The organism is Paenibacillus sp. WG02 (assembly GCF_055396115.1).
Map to the genome: position 1 here is coordinate 5,616,656 of NZ_AP036016.1, position 22,482 is coordinate 5,639,137.

14 protein-coding genes are annotated in these 22,482 nt (G+C 45.9%); 1 reads left to right on the plus strand and 13 read right to left on the minus strand.

All coding sequences use genetic code 11. The annotated features are described in order from the left end of the window. Positions 1-71: 71 nt before the first annotated feature. The 7 genes from ACBP55_RS25625 to ACBP55_RS25655 all read right to left on the minus strand — a co-directional run bounded on the left by ACBP55_RS25625 (position 72) and on the right by ACBP55_RS25655 (position 9,852). The gene (locus ACBP55_RS25625; protein WP_464645703.1) at positions 72-1,655 is read right to left on the minus strand and encodes an extracellular solute-binding protein; all 1,584 of its coding nucleotides are present in this window, start codon (positions 1,653-1,655) and stop codon (positions 72-74) included. A gap of 76 nt (positions 1,656-1,731) precedes the next feature. After that, positions 1,732-2,601: a carbohydrate ABC transporter permease gene (locus ACBP55_RS25630; RefSeq protein ID WP_029199052.1), complete on the minus strand. Its 870-nt coding sequence runs from the start codon at positions 2,599-2,601 to the stop codon at positions 1,732-1,734. A gap of 31 nt (positions 2,602-2,632) precedes the next feature. Next, the gene (locus ACBP55_RS25635; protein WP_464645704.1) at positions 2,633-3,559 is read right to left on the minus strand and encodes an ABC transporter permease; all 927 of its coding nucleotides are present in this window, start codon (positions 3,557-3,559) and stop codon (positions 2,633-2,635) included. Positions 3,560-3,727: 168 nt separating this feature from the next. After that, positions 3,728-5,386 (minus strand): extracellular solute-binding protein, encoded by a 1,659-nt coding sequence (locus ACBP55_RS25640; RefSeq protein WP_464645705.1) that lies wholly within the window; start codon positions 5,384-5,386, stop codon positions 3,728-3,730. Positions 5,387-5,401: 15 nt separating this feature from the next. After that, positions 5,402-6,946 carry a response regulator transcription factor gene (locus ACBP55_RS25645; protein ID WP_464645706.1) on the minus strand — a complete coding sequence of 515 codons (1,545 nt, stop codon included), beginning with the start codon at positions 6,944-6,946 and terminating at the stop codon, positions 5,402-5,404. Beyond that, a complete protein-coding gene (locus ACBP55_RS25650) occupies positions 6,924-8,762 on the minus strand; it encodes a cache domain-containing sensor histidine kinase (protein ID WP_464645707.1) in 1,839 nt (612 codons plus the stop codon). Before ACBP55_RS25650 ends, ACBP55_RS25645 begins: the two co-directional genes overlap by 23 nt. An 88-nt stretch (positions 8,763-8,850) precedes the next feature. Next, positions 8,851-9,852, minus strand: a complete 1,002-nt coding sequence (locus ACBP55_RS25655; protein ID WP_464645708.1) for a glycoside hydrolase family 130 protein — start codon at positions 9,850-9,852, stop codon at positions 8,851-8,853. Positions 9,853-10,221: 369 nt separating this feature from the next. Between ACBP55_RS25655 and ACBP55_RS25660 the strand changes: the two genes are divergently transcribed. After that, positions 10,222-10,830, plus strand: coding sequence for a DUF2238 domain-containing protein (locus tag ACBP55_RS25660; protein WP_464645709.1), 609 nt, complete (start codon positions 10,222-10,224; stop codon positions 10,828-10,830). A 954-nt stretch (positions 10,831-11,784) separates the two neighbouring features. Here ACBP55_RS25660 and ACBP55_RS25665 read toward each other — a convergent pair. The 6 genes from ACBP55_RS25665 to ACBP55_RS25690 all read right to left on the minus strand — a co-directional run bounded on the left by ACBP55_RS25665 (position 11,785) and on the right by ACBP55_RS25690 (position 22,443). After that, on the minus strand, positions 11,785-14,514 hold the full coding sequence (locus tag ACBP55_RS25665) for an alpha-mannosidase (protein WP_464645710.1): 2,730 nt from the start codon (positions 14,512-14,514) through the stop codon (positions 11,785-11,787). Between the two features lie 3 nt (positions 14,515-14,517). Further along, complete coding sequence (locus tag ACBP55_RS25670; protein ID WP_464645711.1) at positions 14,518-17,649, minus strand: beta-galactosidase; 3,132 nt, start codon at positions 17,647-17,649, stop codon at positions 14,518-14,520. Beyond that, on the minus strand, positions 17,646-18,965 hold the full coding sequence (locus ACBP55_RS25675) for a glycoside hydrolase family 125 protein (protein WP_464645712.1): 1,320 nt from the start codon (positions 18,963-18,965) through the stop codon (positions 17,646-17,648). The genes ACBP55_RS25670 and ACBP55_RS25675 overlap by 4 nt, the downstream gene beginning before the upstream one ends. A 46-nt stretch (positions 18,966-19,011) precedes the next feature. Next, entirely contained in the window at positions 19,012-19,929 is a 918-nt protein-coding gene (locus ACBP55_RS25680) for a carbohydrate ABC transporter permease (protein ID WP_464645713.1), read from the minus strand. 29 nt (positions 19,930-19,958) lie between these two features. Beyond that, positions 19,959-20,897 (minus strand): ABC transporter permease, encoded by a 939-nt coding sequence (locus tag ACBP55_RS25685; protein ID WP_029199042.1) that lies wholly within the window; start codon positions 20,895-20,897, stop codon positions 19,959-19,961. 76 nt (positions 20,898-20,973) lie between these two features. Continuing rightward, positions 20,974-22,443, minus strand: a complete 1,470-nt coding sequence (locus ACBP55_RS25690) for an ABC transporter substrate-binding protein (RefSeq protein WP_464645714.1) — start codon at positions 22,441-22,443, stop codon at positions 20,974-20,976. Positions 22,444-22,482: the final 39 nt, after the last annotated feature.

Here is a 22,482-nt window from a genome sequence, read left to right on the forward strand (position 1 = left end):
CCCTCATTGCCTGTTATTAAAGCTTAACCCGCGCATGACCATTGCGTTCTGCCCTGCGCGGGATTCCGCTTTTATTTAAGCTTGTTCATGTAGTCGACATATTCCTTTTCGGCATCGGCGGTTGCCGGATACCATTCTTTTTCAAGGAAATCTTTAAACTCTTGCAGCGAAATAGCACCCATGACGTATTTCATTTCTCTGTCATCTTTTTTCTTTACAACATCAGGAATTGTACTGTTCAAGTTTAATATTTTTGGCGATCTTACGGCCGGCACATTTACGGATGTCATTTGTTTCATTGCTGTATCTAACTGTGCTTTGTATTTGCCAAGACGCTCTGGCGTGTCGGCATTCTCGATGATAGCGGGATTGCCGTCAATCGCGTTGGCGATTGTCATGTAAGTACTTGTCGTGCTTGGAAGCTTGGCTGTCTGGTCCGCTGTACGGCTAATGATCTTCGTAGAAGGTTCATAGCTATCAAATGTAAGCCCTTTCAAACCGATTTGGAATAAGGTATTCGCTTCCGTCGTATTGCCCCAATCCAGGAATTTCAAGACAGCATCCATATTTTTGGACGACTTGGAAATCATCCATCCGCCCCACGTTGCAGGAGTCACCCAATCCGTAGCAACACCTTTGCTGTCCTTTAAAACGCCTTGATAGGTGTACTTCTTATCCGACTCTTTTTCCTTGGAAATGTTGCCCATTACCGCGTATTGGTGAGCGTAGATGATACCGATTTTGTTTTGGTTTAGCTTTTCTTGATCCACATAAATTTTATTGATCAAAAATTCAGGATCGATCAACTTCTCATCATTCAATTGCTTTAAGTAAGTCAAGTAAGGGATATAGCCTGACATCTTTTCACGTATTTTATAGCTTCCGTCCGTGTCCTTGGCGCCATTAACAATAGGTAGAGTGAATGCGGAAGCAAGAAAGTTTGATGCGTTCCATATCGAGTTGTTGCCTAGCGATGGATTGGAGAAGTTCAAGCAAAACGTATCCGGTTTTCCGTTGCCATCAGGATCGTTCTTTGTGAACGCCTTACAAACATTCGTAAATTCATCAAGGGTTGTAGGAGCCTTTAGATTCAACTTATCGAGCCATTGCTGATTGATCATATATCCCCAATGATTGACGACATTCGCTCTGGGAATGATGTAGGTTTTACCATCGTTAACTGATTTGACGCCGTCCCACATTTCTTTCGTGATGTTTTTCATCAGATTGGGGTATTTGGCAATTTTGTCATCCAAGGGCGCTAGAAGACCGTTTTTGGCCCAAGTTTCCATATTGGCGTCAGCGCCGCCCCAGTTGTAAACAAGATCCGGCAGATCGCCCGATGCCATTAACACCTGCAGCTTATCCACATAGTTATTGATCGGCGGAGCTTCGATAGATAATTTGACGTTGGCTAGCTTTTCAACTTCGGCAATGACAGGATTATTTTCTAACACAATTCCGGCATTTACCCTATTGAACATCTTAATAGATACAGGCGCAGCCTTCGGACTCGAGCTTGCCGCCGAGCTGGTGCTTGTAGGCGCAGCCTCTCCCTTTTTGTTGTCCGTACTGGCGCCGCAGCCTTCTAAAACAGCGGCTATCAGCAGGAGACTGACGAACGTACTTACGAAATTTCTTCCCACCTTTTTCATTGCGAACACTCCCTTTTACATCGAATGGTATATTTCAACTGCAAATGAATTGCAGATAAAACCGAACTTCAGCCGCTTACCCTTTAATTGAGCCTACTAGCATTCCCTTCATAAAAAATCTTTGTAAAAAGGGATACACAAGCACGATCGGCAGTGTGGCAAAGATGATGATGGCCATTTTTATCGTAAATTCCGTTACGCCTGAACTGGTATCCATTGCATCCTTCACAATGCCGCCGTCATCTACTACCATATCCCGCAAGATCAGCATGAGCGGCCAAAGCTCCCGTTTGGAGGTATAAATAATGGCCGAGAAAAAGGTGTTCCACTGCGTCACCGCATGGAAAATCACAAAAGTGGCAATCGCAGGCTTGGAGAGCGGGATAATAATCTTGTAAAGCACTTTAATTTCATTGGCGCCATCGATAAAAGCGGATTCTTCAAGACTCGCCGGTATGGCGCTTACAAAGTTTTTCATCAAAATCAGGTTATAGGCACCGAGTGCGCCGGGCAAAATCATACTCCAAAGCGTGTTATAGAGGTGCAGTGTCTTCACAAGGTAGAAATTCGGGATTAATCCACCGTTGAAAAACATCGTAAATGTGATAAGGACCAAGATTACGTTCCTCCCCTTAAGATCCGGTTTGGAGAGCGGGTACGCAGAAACAAGCAGCAAAAAGATATTTAAGGCCACTCCGATAACGGTGATCAAAATGGTATTTTTATAGCCGGTCCACATAAGCGGCATCTGAAGAATTTGTTTGTAAGCACCGAACTCGATGTGACTGGGTATCAACTTTAAAGGATTTTGCAAATATTCCGAGTAGGGTGTAACTGAGAAGGAAGCCACATAAAAGAACGGGAATAAGCAAGCTAAAGCGAATAGTGAGACAATGATATAGTTGAAAAAGTCAAAAACTTTATCGCCAAAGGATCGAATTATCAATACAGGCGCCTCCTTTTCTAATGTAATTGGCTTACCAAATCCCGTCTTCTTTCAGAAGTTTGGCAATTTGGTTGCTAATGAGGATAAAGATAAACCCGATGACGGAGGTGAATAGCCCGACGGTTGTTCCAAAAGAGAAGCGACCACCAAGGATACCCACTCGATACGCATACGTTTCGAATACCTCGGAGACGTCCAGATTCATTGGATTTTGAAGCACGAAAATTTGTTCGAAGCCATTTCCCATCAATTGACCAAGTCTCAGAATGAATAGAATGACTATCGTAGATTTGATGCCTGGCAGTGTTACGTGCAATAATCTCTGCATTCTGCTTGCCCCATCTATACTCGCAGCCTCGTATAATTCCGAATTAATGCCAGCAATTGCAGCCAGATAAATGATGCTCCCCCAGCCTGATTCCTTCCATATGCTGCTGAGCACGACGATTGGGCGGAAATAATCCGGATCGGCTAGAAAGAACACAGGGTCTATGCCCATCTCTTTAAGAAAGATATTAACAATTCCCCAAGACGGCGAGAGGAAGTTGACTAGAATGCCTCCAATAACAACCCACGAAATAAAGTGAGGCAGATAGATCATGGTCTGAGTGACGCGTTGAAAGCTAGCCATTCGGATTTCATTCAATAACAAAGCCAGTATGATGGGGAACGGGAACCCGAAAACGAGCCGCAATAGACCAAGGTAAAGTGAATTCCAAAACACCTTGTAAAAGTCGCTTAAGCCGAACATGTACCTGAAATTTTCCAACCCTATCCAAGGACTGTGAAGAATGCCTTTTGCAAAATTGAAATCCTTAAACGCAATCATCACTCCATACATGGGGATGTAATTGAAAACGAGGAAATAAATGACGCAGGGCAGTAATAACAGATACAAATACTTCTTTTTGTTCAAATAACGAAATGTGCCTTTGATATTGGCAGTTACGGAACTCATTTCCTTCACCTCAAATTCTTGTTGATATGTGTTTCTGTGGCTTTCGTTCACCTCTATGAAGCAAGTATAGTAGTTACGCAATTCGACAACATCTACGAACATTGGGAAAATGGATACTATTTTTAGGTGAGACAAAAAAAAGCCCGGATGCGATCATCCGGACTCTGTTTATTTATTTTGAGCAGCGCGCTGCTGTTTGAAAATGTCATAGATGTCTTTCGTTAAAATCATATGGCTCTTTTCATTCGCATAGTAATTTCTGTACCAATCATCGACCTGCTTCCCTCCAGCCTTCTCCCATAGTGAAATGGCATCCTGCATGGCCTGCTCCGGCAAATAATTGGGGGTCAAAATGGACTTGATCCAGATATCGCCATCGCCGACGCCCACGTGATTAGTTGTGTTGGACAAGATCTGCTGCAATTCTTTGGGCAGCTGAGGCATCTGCTCGGAATGCGTCGGACCCGCAACTTGAAGATCAAAATTGATAAACGAAGAGTTCAACTCAAACATTTTCTTCACGTCCGCCTGAAGGGGATCATTCGCATTCAGCTTCTCCGTTCCGTAATAACAATTGCCCGATAAAATAGGAGAAGCCAGCATGGCAAAATCACCGGTGGCGAAATTAAACTCGGTTTTCCATTTGTCCAGATCTGTCACCTGCGGGCATTTCCCTGGCTCCGTCTTACTATGCACACCTTCAAATCCGTAATACATCGTTTTCATAAAGGCTTCAGAAGAGGCGAAATCGACAAATTTCATAATGGCCTCCGGGTCCTTCGTCCCCGCATTGACAACACCCGTCATTTGAATAGGATTCACAAAAATAGGATTAAATTGCCCCACCGGCGTCTTCGGATAAGGAATGACCGTAATCTCGGCATTCGGATTAGATCGCTTCAAAGGCATATAATAGTCGTTATAAAAGGTAATCGGAACATTAAATTGATCCATGTAAATGCCGATTTTGCCTGTAAGGAAATCCTGCTTCGCCTTCGAGCCGTTCTTATCGTTCAAATATTGTTGATCGACTAAACCTTCGCTGTACAGCTTTCTTTTGAACGCAACGACCGCTTGGATATGGTCCCATCCATGGACAAGTTCGCCGTTTTGAACTACGAAGTCCGGGTAGGTAACGCCAAACATTTCGTTCAGAACTGCTCCGGAATTATAGGACATGGCCATGCCGTAAGTATCGTTTCTACCGTTGCCGTCAGGATCGAGGTTGGTAAAAGCTTTAGCTACCTGATAAAGCTCCTCCGTCGTCTTGGGAATATCCAGCTTCAGCTTTTTTAACCAATCAGTACGTATAAACAAGCCTCTTTGGGGTATGGTTTCATTAATCCGCCCAAAGTGATATAACTTGCCATCGGATCCGGTTCCAGCAATTCGTAGTGCCGGATATTTCTTCAGCAGCTCTTTATAATTCGTGCTGTACGTATCAATCATATCGTCGACTGGACGCAGCAATTTTTGATCGATTAGCGTATTTTTAATTTGCGGGGCATATTCCAGAATCAAATCCGGCGCTTCCCCGGCGGCGAATAACGCATTCAGCTTTTGTTCCGACTGCGTCCGAGGGATAGGAACAAACTTGACATCGACAGGTCCAGCTTCATTAATCCATTGCGTAATCTTATTGTTATCGACCTTCCCTTCTTGGGAAGGAATGTTTCCACGATCATAGACAGTGACTGTAATTTTACCTCTTTTTGCGCTTATTGGCGCTTCCGCATCCTTCTCTTTGGTACTGCAGCTAACCGCCGTACTTAGAAGTGCAGACAACATCAGTGTTGGAAGGAGAACCCGTTTCATCAAGTCAATCATCTCTTCCTTTCTCTCCTAGTTGACTTCACTCAGCTTGCGGTATTCCTTGGGCGAGCAACCGGTAAACTGCTTGAACAGCTTGGCAAAATAATTAGGCAGATCATAGCCGACATGGCCTGATATTTCGGTAACGCTCATATCTGTATTCGAAAGCAGTTGTTTGGCTTTCTCCATCCGCAATTCGATCAAATAGGTAACGAAGCTGCGCCCCGTCTCTTTTTTAAATAAATGACTGAAATAGGCCGGATTCAAATGAATCTGCGAGGCTACATGCTGCAAAGAAAGCTGTTCGGAAAAATGCTCTTTCATAAAGTGAATCGCCCTCGATACCGTTTTGGCGCTGTATTTATACTGCCATTCGAAAAACGTGTTCATGAAAAGATCCGTCTCATCCCTCATCCAATCATAAACTTCCTCCGTGCTGGAGCAATCGTGCAGCTTACTAATCCTATCGCTCAATGCTTGGGGATTGTGATCTTGTTCAAGCTGTTTACGGGCCGTCTCCTGCATAGCGAAACTCAGAGATAATGCTTCAATCTTGCATATATCGGCGTGCATGCGGCAGATGTCCTTCATTAGCTGCTCCAAATACTGTTTTAAAGAATCAGATTGTCCGGCTAACAGAAATGCCCCCATCTGTGCGCTGACTAGCTGCACCTTGGCCCGATTGATCTGTAAAGCAGGCTCGACGTCATGTCCCTTACCGGGACTTGCAGGCTGGTCAATCCCGGCATTTGTCAGCATGGACTCATAGAGATCCGGCAGTTCTATTGGATTATGAATGATGCCTGCCTCAAACGCTCGGACGTTTAAACCAAGCAGCTGTTGAATTGTTTCGCATGCCTCCTTACACAAGGTTTGTGCTTCCACGTCTTGCTTGACGAAAAGTGCAAATCGCCCGGATTCGATAAGCAGCAATGTTCCAGGGATCTCATATGCATCCAGTATTTCGCTAATAATATTCAGGACAGCGAATTGCAACAGCGGCACATCACGCTTAAGATATTGCTTTTGAATGGGAAAATAGTCGGTAATTTGAAACAAAACGAACTTACAATTCTGCAACTTCCCCCTTAAATGTAATACCGATTCCATGGGGTAAGGAAATCTTAGCATCATTGCGCGAATCGTATTTTCCAGTAGCAGTTGGTTCTCGCTTGCTTCTTTTCTCAGTCTGGCCTGCTTGTCGGACATGAGGACGCTCACTTTCTCCAAGGCTCCGTACATATCCTGTTTACTGCAGGGTTTGACAAGCAAATCGAGTGCTCCGTAACGCAGCGCCGCTTGTGCATATTGGAAATCCTGATACCCTGTAATAACAATGACTTCAATCTCGGGGAAATGAGTCTTTACACGCTTCAACAGCTCCAAACCGTCCATTAATGGCATACGGATATCTGTTATGACAAGGTCAGGCTGCAATTCGGCAATCCATCGCTCTGCTTCTTGTCCGTTCTCGGCTTCCCCGCAGACGTTCCAGCTGGTTCCGGATTCTGCGATCATTTTCGCAAGCCCCTTGCGAAATAAGGGCTCATCTTCAACTAGCAGTATTCGTGTCATCTGCCATCGCCCCCTCTCTGGTATGATCAATGTTGTAAGGCAACATTAGCTGCATCAAAGTACCCGTAGGTAAACGAACAATATCCAACCCATAAGGCTCACCGTGAACTAAGTCTATACGTCTGATAACATTGCGAACGCCGATGCTTTCGCGTTCCCTGCTCCCATCGTACATGTTCTGATCAGCCAAAAGTTTCATCACGGTATCCGGATGCATGCCGCATCCGTTATCTTCAACTTCAATAAGCATATTAGCATCTTTACGGAGAGCGCGAATCGTTAATCGCTTGTTCACAGTCTGATTCTGAAAAGCATGAACGAACACATTCTCGACCAATGGCTGAATCAGCAGCCTTTGCATTTGGCATTCCGCTAGTGTCTCATCCGCTTCAATATGAACGTAAAGCTCTTCGCCGTGACGCGCTTCCTGAATGGTTATATAGTTGCGTATTTGAGCCAACTCGTCCCGCAGGGTACTGGGTGTTGTAACCGTAGCCAAAGAATATCTCAGCAGCTCCGACAAGCTGGTAACGAGCGCGGCTGTTTCATCATCATCGTAAAGAAGCATGATCTTCCAATAAATTGAATTCAAGGCATTATGCAAAAAGTGAGGATTCAGTTGAGCTTGCAGCGCCTTAAGTTCAGCCTCCTTTTCGCTAAGCTTGCTAACGTACACCTCCTGTATTAACGATTGAATATCCGTAACCATCTTATTAAAGCTATCTGCCAAAAAAGCGAATTCATCATTCGACGTTTTGGGAATAACGACTCGTAAATTCCCTTCCCGCACCCGCTGCATAGCCTTTACAAGAACGTGTAAGGGCTTCAGCATCCTGCCGCTAAATAAGGAAACGCTCACCGCCATTAAAATAATACTGACAAATCCAGAGAAAATGGCCAAATGATAGACACTCAATCCCTTAGCTTTGATCTCTGCCAGTGATATCCCGCTCACCAGAGTGAATGACCGCGGCTCGAATACACTTTTGACAAATAAGTAATCATCCCCGTTGTGATGTTGAATCACCGTTGCTTCCTTAGTTTCCATCTTGGGCTCAATCCCAGGTCTGCCTTCTGGCTCACGGCTATAAAGCAATCGATTGTATTGATCGTAGATATAAGCTCCTGATGTCCGGCCAGCTAAAAGCGGGTCCAACGAATTGCCCAAAAATGCCTCGTCGATGATCAAAATCATCATGCCGTATACGGTTTGCGTCTTTGTAGATTTAAGCCAACGGGCAGCAACAAGGCTGCTTTTTTCACCTGACGGTTCGGAGGAATCGGGAATTTTCATCCGCTGCCACACCATTTCCGCAGACGTATCTTTCCGGCCGTTCTTGACCTTTTCATAAAAATCAGGAAAGGTGACCTGTATCGAAGGGTTCGATTGGCTATAATACATGTTGTAACCTTGCAAATCGACAAGGTATACGGCTCGGATATGCGGTGTTTCATTTTTTAGGGGGAGTAAAATATTGGCCAGATCCCTCTCCAGCAAAAAATTTCGGTAAGCACCGCTTTCACCTTCTGCCGGCTCGGCAGACATCTCTTGAACGATCTGCTCCACGTACGGATGAAAAAAAACAAAGTCGGTGATGCGGTACATATCCTGAATTTTAAAACCAAGCTGTTGAATCGTTTGTTCGCTTGTTTTGAGATACTGCTTGCTGATCTCGCTCTCAAACAGGTTTACATTCATCCGGTATGAAACATATCCCGTTATCAATGAACAGACAATGATAATAACTGACAGTGTTAGAATTAATTTCACCTTAAAATGTTGATTGATATATTGAATGAGGTGGTTATGTTTCATAGGGCAATGAATTCCTCCTGGTGAACAGCGCTTTGAAAACCAACAAGAGAAGTTGCTCACTGAACGCAACTTCCCTAGGTAATAACTATTATTTTGTATCCGGCAAGCACAACCGAATTAGATCGTAAACATGGGCTGTTGCCAGACATTCTACCGTATCTGCCGCTCCATAGTAGATTTTGACCTCACCACTGTCCTCCAAAATCATTCCCCCTGGAAAAATGACATCGTTGCGAAATCCGCCTTCTATTTCATAGCTCACTTCCGGTGCTAGTAAAGGCTCCTGGCACATTCCGATGATTCGATAGGGATTGTCCAAGTCCAGCAGCATGATGCCAGCTGTGTATCGCTTCTTCCAATGCGGTTCCCAGCCGTTTTTGCCCAGGGCATGATCAATATCTACCGCATGGAACGTGGTGAGCCAGCCCTTGGAGGTTCGTATCGGAGGTGCGGCCGGACCAATCTTATCGTTGGCGAACGGCACCTGCTCCAAGCCGAGAAGCAGCTCGGTATTTCCCCAATATTTTAAATCAGGCGAATCGGAAATCCATATATCAAAGCTATCTTTTCCGCCTTTACCATAGACCGGGAACGGGCGTTCCAAACGGATATATTTGCCATCGAATTTTTCAGGAAACAACACCATATTTCGATTGTCTGGGGCAGAGAGACTAAGAATTTCGAAGTCCACGAAATCATCCGTAACCGCTATTCCCCCGCGCACACCGTGCTTGGTATCTACTGCAAAACAAACATAGCAGCGCCCATCAATTACCGTTAACCGCGGATCGTACGTTCGAATAATCTCATCGCTTTCAATGCCAAAGCATGGCTGCTTCTGCACGTCCCAATGAATGCCATCTTTACTAAAAGCAAGCCCCAAATTGGTGGTGCTGATCGGAAGTAACGTTTCATTTGCAGCATCGCCATAATCATTACGAAACATCATGACATACTGTCCTTCATATTTGGCAACACCTGCATTAAAAACAAGTGCAGGATTATAGGGGACATCGCCCGGAGCTAGAATCGGGTTCATAGCATGTCTTGTGATAAAATTGCTTGATTTCAGCGAGCTTGTGAAAACCATGGATGACTACTCCTTTGCATCGTATTTTAACACCTTTCATAGAGCAAATATAGTACATTCCATCTTCTTTAACAGCTAGCAATGATTGAAAAACAGATAATATTTTTAGGTGTCATCCCTAGCATCGAAACAACAAACGGTCATTCGAGGAAATCCTCCATCAAATCAAACGGAATCATCCGGAATAGGTAGTACGAATTGTGGATAAAAATGGAAATAATGAACTGGTTTGGGTATTTCCCGGGCAATTATTGAATGAGGCCACAACATTTTTAACTCATAATGATTGTACTGCCTTGTTTAAGCGTAAAATATATTGTTTAATGTTTACGAAAAGACTAATTTCGGAATTCGAGGCGAGTGATGGAGATGCAAATAAAAAAACGCAAAGACAAATGGAACGATCTCTTCGAACTGGCTATGTATGTGACTGCCGCAGTCTGCTTTGTTTATTTTTGGGTGAAAGGCGTCCCAGCAAAAATGTTTGAGGCCGGATTGATTGTTGCAGTGCTGCTGATCATCCGAATCGTGGTCAAAATTACAAAGACCACGCTGTTTGCAGCTTTGCGGTTTTCCGTCCTATTGTTCATTTTTGTCTCTATGTTTTTGGCAAATGAGTTTGGATTTTACAAAGTAATTCCATACCTGGATAAAATCGAACATCTCTTTTCGGGCTTGATTCTTTGCTTCGTCGGTTTGTTGATTTATATGAGAGCAAGCAGAGGCGAGAAAACGGCCGCGCCGAGTGCGCAAGTTGCCATATGGTTTTGCCTTTTCTTTTCCACCGCCATGGCTGGTGTTTGGGAAATTTACGAGTTTACGACGGACGGACTATTCGGACTCCATTCACAAAACGGAAGCTTGGTCGACACGATGACGGATATCATTTGCGGAACCATAGGTGCCGTAGCGACTAGTATATATCTAGCTTTCAAGGCGAAGCACAGAAAAATGCCTCTGATTGACGTTCAATCTTGATTCGATTCATTCATCCAATCAAGTTCTACATGAGAGTGTCTTAAATCAGAATCAATCGGCCCACATGCTACTTGCAGTCCTTGGAGGATTGTGTTGAATGTTGTTGTAAAAAGTGCAACAATTGCTGCCTGGATCCCGCCTCTCTCCACTCGTTGTTGCAGAAATTACAACATTGTAAGCCACAATACCATAACCCTTCACAACACAGCTCAGCGACTCTAAAGTCATCTTTTGGAGTCATGCCTACTAACCCCCATTCCCCTACAAACCAAAAACACTAAACAAATTACACATAGTACGCGGGGTAAGACAGCCGTGTGCAGCTTCACAATACACAACTAGGATCGCGCGCGTTGGACTTTCCGAATGTTTGGCACGTATCCACAAACACACTAAGCTCAGCAAAATCACTAGCTCACCATGCTAAAATTAAGGGTAATCTTCTCTTCCCAAACGTATTAATATGGGGCTGTCCCAAAAACTTCTGCAATAGCTGGGGTTCTTTTTGGGGCAGAGTTGAGCTTAACGGAACGACAAGCCGCTAAAGTGGATGAAATGCGCTGAAAGTTGAATTAGCGGAACGAGAGGGCGTTAAATCTAAAAATAGACCAAACTAAAGTCTGTAGACTTAGATTGGTCTATTTGCGTCTATTTGCGTCTATTTGCGTTATGCCTCACTACTCGTTGCTCAATCCAAAACTGCTCAATTCACCAACCTCACCAGATTACCAATTCAGAAAATTCAGCTCACGCTTAGTGAATTCATAGCCTGAATACCGCTTCCATTGGATTAACTCCAGTGGAACTTGGGATTTGACAGTCTGGAAGCCAATTCCATTGGAATTACTCCAATGGAATTGCGATTTTCGAAGCAGGAGAGTCGATTACATTGGAAAAATTCCAATGTTATCATTGATTTCATGCCAGATACCTCTTCAAATGTTCCAACTAAGCTTATCGTTGAATCCCGACGGTAACAATTTCGCATGGACCTGTCGGCAATGACATTTGGCCTTCGGCGTCAGCTTCAATGCTCGGGCCATGTACTTCCATAATCGTACTCTTATAGAAGGAGTATAGAGGAATATTGGAATTGAGCTTGAGTTCCGTGTTTTGGGAGCTCATGTTGTACCAACGGAGCATCAGATCGCCGGTTCCTTCATTCATTTTCATGGAGGAAAAGGCTATCTTATCGCCTTCCCAACGGAATAGTGCATACGTCGGTGCGACTCGTCCAGTGTGAATGCCCGTTTGACACAACGTCCACGGGATTTGGAACTGGTAGGCTTGCTGGTAAGCGCCGTATTGTTCGCCTTCGCCGTTATACGGAATGACGGTCAAACGGACGGTGTGCTCGCCCAGGCACTGCGCTTCCGGCGTCGGGAACAAGCCCCAGTCGCCAAGCTCGCCAACCGCGCGAAGCAGCGTCACGGCAATCGTGTTGCGACCGCCCTGCAAAACCTCGTATTCGTTCAATCCGAGGTTAGCAACTACTAGACCAGCCTCCGCTTCGCTTACATCAATAAATGCCTGTTGATGCTGCGTATTGCTTGGATTTTCCCACTCTGCACTCGGCGTGTTGTCGCGCTGCGGGATTTCAAACATGGAGTCCACTCGGTGAACTTGTGTATTCAGATCAGATGGGAACAACATCCGCAGACGATGATCTTTGGCCTGATTGTTGAAGGAGGCCTCGATCTCTACCCCTTTGCCGCCGCGGCTCAGACTGACAATGGTACGGATCTGCATAGATACCATGCGAGCTGATCGCTGCGCTTTTCTGTGCGGATAGTAAATCAAATCGCGCTGCTCTTCTTCCAGTAATTCGTCTGCTGACGCAGGAATTTCCCAATCGTGTACAATTTCAATAGATGCCTCATATGGCGTATCCTTTAACACACGGATATTTGCAGCCAAGCCTTGCGTTGTAAGCGGCGTCTCGCCATCCGGTTGTTTGTACATATATTCATTGCCGATATCCCCGGTATTCTCATATACGCCTAAATCCCTGTAAGTTCGGCCATTCTTCTTATCTGTCAACGTGTATGAACCATTATCCGCGATTACGACCTTAAGCGATTCATTCTCCAGCACTCGGTCTCCAACTAACAGCGAGGAATCAACAATTTCCTCTTCCCTCTTGACCCAAGCGTACGTCTTCAGTCCCAAAGCAGGAACCTTCTCTGCTTCAAAAATCAGCTTCACCCTACGGCACATATACGGCTGACGGAATTTATCGTCTGGCAAATCATAGCCGAACTGCAGTCCGAGATCTTCAAACGTACATGCTGCGACGTTCCCCAGCTCGTCCACGAGCGTACGGCCCGAAAGATCCGCCGCCTTCGCAAAACTGCTTGCTTCTTCAAGTGTGTATCCATCACGGAAGTACAAACGCAAGGCATCAAGCTCGATACTCACAACACCAGTACGCTCCCATCCGGTTGTATTAAAAACAACGACCGGCAAGGCGTTTTCGCCCGCTTGCGCAAAGCTCGACGTATCGATCGCTTCAGCAATCGCTCGCTTGCTGTCATCGACGATCGCTTCGGCCACATGACGGCTTTTCTCGAAGCGCGTCACCATTTCCCGGTGAACTTCGTCTACAGAACAGCCGCAAATGCTATCGTGCGGATGATTCTGCATTAATGTTTTCCAAGCATAGGTGAACAGATGATGCGGGTATTTCTCCCCAACTTCAAGGACGTGTGCGAAAGCGGCCAGAGGTTCAGCCACTTTTTCCAGCATCGCTTGCCCCAGCTGATTCATCTGCTTCAAGTAAACACGAGCCGAAGCGGTGTTCACGAGCGTAGACCAACCGTCTGTCCGTTGACTGCGAAGCTCACCTTTTACCGTAGAAAGCTCATGCTTCAAGGAACGCTGAACAGCCTGCAAGTAATCGATAAAATTCGAATGAACAAAGTTCGTATCCGGATACAGCTCGCGCGCAGCTTGAATCGCTTCAGGCAAGTCCAACTGAACCGGCTGATGGTCGCACCCATTCATAAAGAGCAGCTCGCTAGTCGATGCGTATTTCTCAGCGTCCGCTAGCTTCCGCTCCCAGTACGCTTTCGCTTCTTCCCGATCTACAGGAATTTCATTGCCGTTTGAATACCAGTTGGCGAAAAGGATGCCAAGCACCTTGGAGCCATCTGGTCCTTCCCAGAGCAGCTCTGAGAATGACGATTCGTAATCACCGTCTGAAACGGTATTGTTAAAGCCAGTGGGCTTCACGCCGCGGCCAAACAAAGCATTCGTGATCCCGGACTGCTGCATCAATTGCGGAGTCTGGCCTACAAGCCCAAACGTATCTGGAAAATATCCGATCTTCGATACATCGCCATATTTCTTCGCATCTTGATGCCCAATCTGCATATTTCGTACATTGGCTTCGCCGCTGGTCAGAAATGCATCCTGCAAAATGTACCACGGACCTATTAAAATACGGCCGTCCTGAATAAATTTGGTCAATCGATCCTTCTGATCAGGGCGGACCTGGAGGTAGTCCTCCAGAATGATCGTTTGACCGTCCAAAAAGAAGCTGCGATAATTCGGATCCTGATCCATTTTATCCAGCAGCGTATCTACTAGCTTAACGAGACGAACATGATGCTTCTCATAGGGTAAATACCATTCCCGATCCCAATGCGTATGGGAAATGATATGAGCGGTTCTCTTGGTGCTCATCGTTTAACTCCTTTCAATATGGACTTCGTCAGGACGGTATACAGAGATGAGATTGCCTTGCGCATCTGCAGCAAAGAGAACGGAACGCTCTTTCTCAAGTGTAAATGCATAGGTTGCTTCACTATCTGTATCCTTCACTTCGATATTCACATTCCATGCAAATTCAGATACGAATACATACAGGAATCCATTCTTAAAGCGTAGCTTCCTTCCGTATACACCTGCAATGTCGCCGCCTTGCACCCATTCCAGTCCGCTTTCACAGCCCGCGGCATCGATGGCATAACGATACAGGCTGGCGACCGTGTCCAGTCGTTCGTTCAATTCAATTGGCAGCGGACTCCAAATGAGTCTGCCTTTGCCCAGCGGAATATCGACAACCGCATCACTTACACTGCCAGTCTCAGTACCCGACTTCGAACTTACAGTCCGCACTTCTTTCACGACTTCTGCTATTCGGCGCTTGTCAAAGGATACCGGGAGTGCTGCGCCTTGCAGCCCAAGCATTTCTTCCCGCCGTACATTTTGAAGCTCAGCTGCACCTAGCTCATCGATTAGACGCGGCGTTTGCTTCCAATACGCATCAAGGCTGAGCGGGCCTGTCGCCAGCAGCGTCGCACCCGTACGCTGTACGATATCTACAAGCTTCAACCAAGCTTGTTCATCCAAATTATGCGCGCTCGGCAGCAGGATCAGCTTCGCCGGTTGCTCCTCCAGCGCATCCAAATGATACTCCGATGCCGCACGGAACGGCATATTCATTTGATACGACAGCACACGCGTCATTCTAGTCGTCGCATCAAACGCCAATTTCCGATTGGAAAAATCGTTCGAATAAGGGAAAATCGCGACGATATCCTCCAACGTCCGATCCTGGAACAAATCTCTAATTTCAGCCATAAACCGCCCGAAATCGTAAGAAACATCAGCTTCCGGCTTCTCCGTGCCGTCAGCACGAAGCGCACCAATATGCGATTCATTGGCATTATCCATATAGAAATTGGTATTCCAAATCCAATGAATAGCACCGGCGCCTCCGGTTGCGAAAGCATAGGCATATTTGCGCTCCAACAGACTGCGCAGCTCGTTCTCCGAACGTTTAGCACGCCCATCCGGAGTTTCTACGTACATAATGCCTGTTTCTTGAATGACGTTCGGCTTATTAGCAGTTTTGGCAAAAATGCCGTCCCAAACGAGGTTATCGTTGAGCCACCACGAGTGCACGGTTGTATAGTCAACCGCCTCCTCATAAAACAAAGGCGAAGGCCGTTGCGCACCAAGCGCTTCATCCTGTCCAACCACCACAAGATGATCCGGACTGATCTCTTTTATCGTATTGTAGAGCTCTTTGGCCCAACGGTTATGCATCTCCATCGAGAACAGACAGTAATCCAGCCAGCGAGTTCCTTTTTTGCCCTTATGCATATCCTGCACGTCAAAATTGATTTCGCCAGCCTCTGGTATAGCCGCCGCTTCAAAAGCCGGAAGCTGTTCAGGCGACATATTCCATCGCTCCTGAAGAAGCTCGATGCTGCCATGACGCTGCTTAAGCCATTCAACAAAAGCCTGCCGTTCGTAGATATCCCGGGTGGAACGAGGTCCCTCGGAAAAAATAAGCGCAGGATCAAACATTGAAGGCTCGTTAATCAAATCCCAGTCCACATGCGTCGTCGCACGGTGACGCGAAACAATGGAGCGGATAAACCGCTTCTGTGCCTCTACGCTTTGCGGATCGAGATAAGGGTTAACCCCTTCCCAAGTTTCTGGCGTAAAGGAGAAGAAGGTGAACGTAACCTGGAGATTGTGCTTCTTAGCTGTTAAGAAGAAAGCATCGATAGCTCTCAGAACCTCTTCGGAAGCATGTCCGTCCACCTGCATGATATTGCGGTAAGCCGTCCAAATCCCTGTTCGGATCCAATTGATGCCCGCTTTGGCCATTTGAGCCATATCTCGATCCCAGACATCGCAATTGGGCAGGAACAAAAATTTGCGAGCGACATCTGAAGTCATATACGTCATGCCGACGATCGGCAGCGGACGTCCGTCCTTAATGAAATAATCGCGATCGCAGGTAATCGGTTGTCCCTCCGCAAGCAGCAAGGGATCATGCCCCCAGAAGCCTTGACGAAGCGCGCGAAGCTCTCCATCCTCAGACGTTGCCTGGCAAATCACATGATATAAGCCAGGTTGTATGTCAATCGGCACCGGAATTCGCACCACGTTGAATTCTTTATTCACTTGGGCAGTCAATCGATGGGACCACACAATCTGTGCGGTACCCTCATACGCTACACGAAGATCAAATGTCCATTGCTTCGAGGCAGTTCCAGCTTGCAGCCCTCCGATAAGCTGAGTCTGAAGCGTCAGCATGGCATGCTCTCCCGGCTCGAAGCTGGCATAATTCGGCTTAATCCACAGTTCCGTAACGCCATTTGCGCAAAATGCCGCCCACCCCATCAATGCTTGAGCACCGCCTTCATTCCAAAACGAAGGACTAAGCGGTACATTGACAAACATCCAGCGCGAACCGATAAACGCGCCGCGCGAGTTTTCCCAAAGTACGACAGGCGCAGCCACTTCGCGGCCGTCCTTACTGATGCTTTTCAAAAGCGGATAAATCTGAGTGCTCATGGTACCCGCAGCGCCCATTTGATCGGGAAGATCACTGTTGCGAGTCGTGTGCGGCACCAGATTCCACGTATCTGCAAGCGCGAACATCGATTCCTGTCCCTGAAGCAGCGGCAAGGTTTCTAACGCGATATAAGAGCGCATGGGAACGGCTTCAACACGAAGTATTTCATGAATGTATAACTGCTGATGATAAGCGGTCTGCTCCGACTCTAAATGCCAGCCGTCGGCTTCCCGGCGCACTGGCCGTTTGAAGGGGGCGCCGCCAATACTGAGCAGCCCGCCGCCGCGTTTCAAGAATGCAAGGATCTCCGGCCATGCGGACTTAGGGAAATACGGGGCATGCAGATTAACAAAGCATCCGCCTACCCCTGCCTGTAAAGCTTCTCCCAATGCATCGGCGCCTACTACAATAGCACCTTGCCCCGCAAGCAGATTAGCATGTACTTCATAAGAATTGCTGATCGGGAATGCTGCATCGTAGAAAATAATGACCGGTCGACTCATAGTAAACCATCCTTCATCGCTTTATACACCAACTGGGAGAATAAACTGTTCGACCAGGCGAACCATTTCCGCGTAAAAATCGTTGGATCATCGACATGAAAGCCCTCGTGCATAAACCCTGTATCTGCATCCGTCGCCTCAAGCATTGCGATCATAGCCAACTTCTCTTCATCTGTGGAAGCCGTCAAGCCTTGCATGGACAAGGCCATATGCCAAATGTAATCGTCTGGCGTATGCGGACTGCCGATGCCTCTGGCAACTTTGCCTTCGAAGTAAAACGGATTCTCTTTGCTTAGCGCAAATCGTCTTGTGTTCTGATAGATCGGATCATCCGCCGATACATAACCCAGATATGGAATCGACATCAGCCCTGGCGTGCCCGCATCATCCATTAAGCAGTAGTTGCCGAAGCCGTCTGTCTCATAGGCATAGATCGGTCCAAACGTTGGATGACGATAGATGCCATACAGCTGGATTCCATGGTCGATATCCGCTTCAAGAGCTTTCAGGTCATTGAGGAAGTCCATATCTCTGAACACCCATTCCGCAAACTCCTGCATATGGCGAAGGGCAACAACCGCGAACATATTCGCTGGAATATTGTAATGAAAGTCGCAAGCATCGTCACTTGAACGAAAGCCTGACCATACCATGCCCGTGTAATTCACAGACATCCCCATCCCGTTATTGCGCAGCGAATCCGTTGGAATTCCGTTATTGCGCGTGAAACGATAAGGGGACTTTTCAAAGTGATATTGTTCCGTCTTAAACAATTCGTAGATTTTAAACATCGCAGCTTTAAATCCCGCATCGAAAATATCCGTTAACTCCGTTTCCTTCCAATACGCATAAGCTAGCCGCATCGAGAAACATAACGAATCCAGTTCAAATTTACGTTCCCATACCCATGGCGACATTTCCGTTTGATCCGCCTTGTTCCAGTGCCAATCGTTCGCTGATTCGTTGAATGCATTGGCATACGAATCGATATGAATATATTGGATATGACGCTTGATTAAGCCGCTAATGATGCGCTGCAGATCAGAATCCTGTTTGGCAAATGGCACATAGTGCATGACTTGTTCCACAGAATCGCGCAGCCACGAAGCCGGGATATCTTCGGTGATGACGAAGGTCGTGCCATCCTCCATCAATTTGGTCGTCGTCTCTAATGTATTAGGAAAACAATTTTTAAATAGCTGCAGCAGTTTCGGACGATGCGCCAGCTTCTCCTCGGCCTCCAGCAATACCTCTTGAATGGCCTTTGGCAGCTCCAGTTTCGGCATCGGAATTTTCGGCAGTCTGAATTGTTCCACGGTAAGTCCTCCAAATTTTTCTAGTTTCGAAGAATACAATTTTACGTTACTCTTTCACGGCGCCAATCGTCAAGCCTTGAATAAAGTACCGTTGGAAGAACGGATAAGCAAAAATAATCGGCCCGGTTGCAAGAACAACCATCGCCATACGGGACGTATCTTGCGGCAGCGATTGCAGTAAGCCTACACCAACAGAAGGGTTGCTTGTATTCTGGAGCAGGAATTGCATGCTGTTCTCAATCCGCATCAACATCGATTGTAAAGGCACTAGTTTCGGTGTATCGATATAGAGCAGTGCATTAAACCAATCGTTCCAGTATCCCAAAGTACTGAACAAACCTATAGTGGCTAGTCCCGGAAGCGAGAGCGGCAGCACCAGTCTGACGAAAATCCCAAATTCGCCGGCCCCGTCGATTTTCCCAGATTCAATAATGGCGTCAGGAACAGATGTGACGAAGAAAGTACGCATAATCATAATATAAAATGCATTTCCGGCCAAAGGCAAAATCAAAGCCCAGATCGAATCTTTAAGTCCCATCAATTGAGTAACAACGATATATGTCGGTACAAGTCCACCGTTAAACAGCATCGTGAAGAAAGCAAAAAAACCGAAGGCATTGCGGAATTTAAAGCTTTTACGTGAAATCGCATAAGCAAACGTAGCTGTGATAAGCAAGCTTACAATCGTCCCTACCACAGTTACAAGAATGGTAACGCCATAGGAAAGCAGCAGCTGATCACCTGCTTTGAAGAGATAGCGATAAGCCTCGAGGCTCCATTTTTCTGGGATAATGCGGTATCCATTCGAACTTAATGACTTCTCATCCGTAAATGAAATGATCGTTACAAACAAAAACGGAAAGATACAAGCGAGCGCAAAGAGGCCCGCGATAAGATTAAAGAGTATATTCAAAGCAGGCGGCAATTTATGAAAGTCACGGCTTTTAATTGGTTTAGCAATCATTTGAATGTCCTCCTTTCCATGAAAATAGCTTAGAACAATGCATTGTCTTTATCGAATTTTCGAACGATATAGTTCGAAGTCATAACTAGAATGAAGCCAATAACCGACTGGTAAAGACCGGCTGCGGTACTCATACCGATTTCTCCCGTAGATTTGAGGCCACGGTAAACATACGTATCAATAACATTCGTTACGGAATACAGCGTTCCTGAATCTCTTGGCACCTGCAGGAACAATCCGAAGTCTGCATAGAAAATGCGTCCGATTGCCAGCAATGTCAGAATCGTCATGAGCGGCTTCAGCATGGGGAAGGTAATGTGCTTGATTTGCTGCCATTTGCTCGCTCCGTCAATCATCGCAGCTTCATACAGCGATTTGTCGATCCCCATGATCGCGGCCAAATACACTACACTGCTGTAACCGACCGATTTCCACAGATAAACAAAAATGATAATAAGAGGCCAATACGTCTTGTCGTTATACCAACGGATCGGATCGATTCCAAACCCGGAAAGAATGTGATTCAACATACCTTTATCTACACTTAGAAAGCTGAACACGAAGTAACCGACGATTACCCACGATAGGAAGTACGGCAGGAACATCCCTGTTTGATACAGCTTCGCAAGTTTTTTATTGACGATTTCCGATAACACAATGGCTAGCCCCACGGATAGCACAAGCCCTGCAATAATAAAGACAATATTGTAGAGCAGCGTGTTCCTCGTAATGATATAAGCGTCATTGGTGCTGAATAAAAATTTGAAATTTTGCAATCCTACCCATTTGCTTTCCATAATACTTGCCCAAAAACCGTCGCGGCTATAGCGATACTGCTTAAAAGCAATCACCATACCAGCCATCGGCAAATAAGAGAAGAACAGGAACCAAAGCGTCGCCGGCAATGCCATCAGCAGCAGAACTCTACTTTGTTTAACATCTTTAAAAAATGCTCCTATTCCTTTCATAAAATCACCCCTCAAGATCATTGTAGTGAAAAAGATCAGGCGAATGTTGAACATTCGCCTAATCAACTAATCTGAATTATTTTTTGTTCGCTGCTTTCCAAGCATCAATCTGACTTTGCGCTTCAGCCATGATTTTATCCAAACCAGCCTTTTTGAACTTTTCGTTGGCTAGCGGAATGTATTTATCCGGATCTACCGTACCCGTCATCAATGTTGCCCAGAATTCTTCTTTTACGTTTTGAACCGCGGCGATTTCGTTGATCACTTTGGAAGGATCGAAGTTGAAGCCAAGCAATGGTGCAGGTTTGCCGGTATCGTTAAACTTCTTGAACTCTTCCCATTTGTTCGCAGGATCTTTAACATCTTTATACGTCAGCAGAACGTTTCCGAGTGAGAAAGTCGGCATATCATAGTTTTTGGATTCTGGCAAGTTTTCCATTTTGTCGTTATCAACTTTTTTGTAATGAACGCCTTCAATACCGGAATCGACCATATTACGAAGCACAGGATCGGTATTCAGCAAGTTCAAGAATTCCATGGCTTTTTCCGGATATTTGGAATTAGCTGAGATTGCTTGCATGGAGCCCATAACGGACCAGTTGTAGATCAAAGCAGGACTTGCCGGCTTGGAGACAACCGGATAGCCATAACTAGCTGACCAAAGGTTGTCCGCAAAAGGTTGATTCGTCGCTTTATCCGCGAACCATTTGCCAGTTACTTGTACATCGTTAAGCGAGGAAAGCGTCGATGCTTCTGTAGGAACATATCCCGCTTTGTAGTATTTGTTCATGGTTTTAAGTGCTTGCTTCATTTCTGGCGTATCAAAAATGTTGACCACTTTGAAATCCGGATTGTTTACACTCACGGCCATCGGCATTTTCTCGATAATGTAATCATAAGGCACATATGGCATGTAATTTTTATCAACGGCTAATCCATAAATGTTAGGTTCTTTTTCTTTGATTGTTTTGAGCAATGGCTCCAAACTTTCAAGCGAGCTCACATTATCCAGGCTAAGGTTGTATTTGTCGGCCAGGTTTTTGTTGAAACGCCATACGTCTTGAGCTGGCAGTTCTTTATTGGCAGGTACGCCGTAATTATGCCCGTCCACTTTGGAGCCGTTAAGAAAGGCAGGATCCAATTCTTTCACGATACCTTGTCCATTTTTTTGAAGAAGCTCGTCAATCGGCTTAAATGCGCCTTTACGCACGTTTTGCACGTAATCAAAAGCCCATGAAGACGTAAACATAATGTCCATCGGTGTGCCGGATGCTGTCATGACTTGCATTTTCTGTGCGTAGTCGCCCCAGTCCGCCATGTTCATTTTCACGGTAACGCCGATTTTTTCCGCGGTGTATTTGCTCACTTCAGCCATGACGCGGTCAACGTCTTTTTGCGGTGTTCCGATTGTGTACCAGATTAACTCTACCGGTTTATTTGTCGTTTCATTCCCTTTCGCACCGCCGGCATCTTTGCTGCCGCACGCACTAAGAGCCATGGAAACGGCTAGCGTCAATCCTAGTGTGGTGACCAAACGTTTTTTCATTTTGTATCCTCCCTGTTAAGTGCTCTATTGTATACGCCC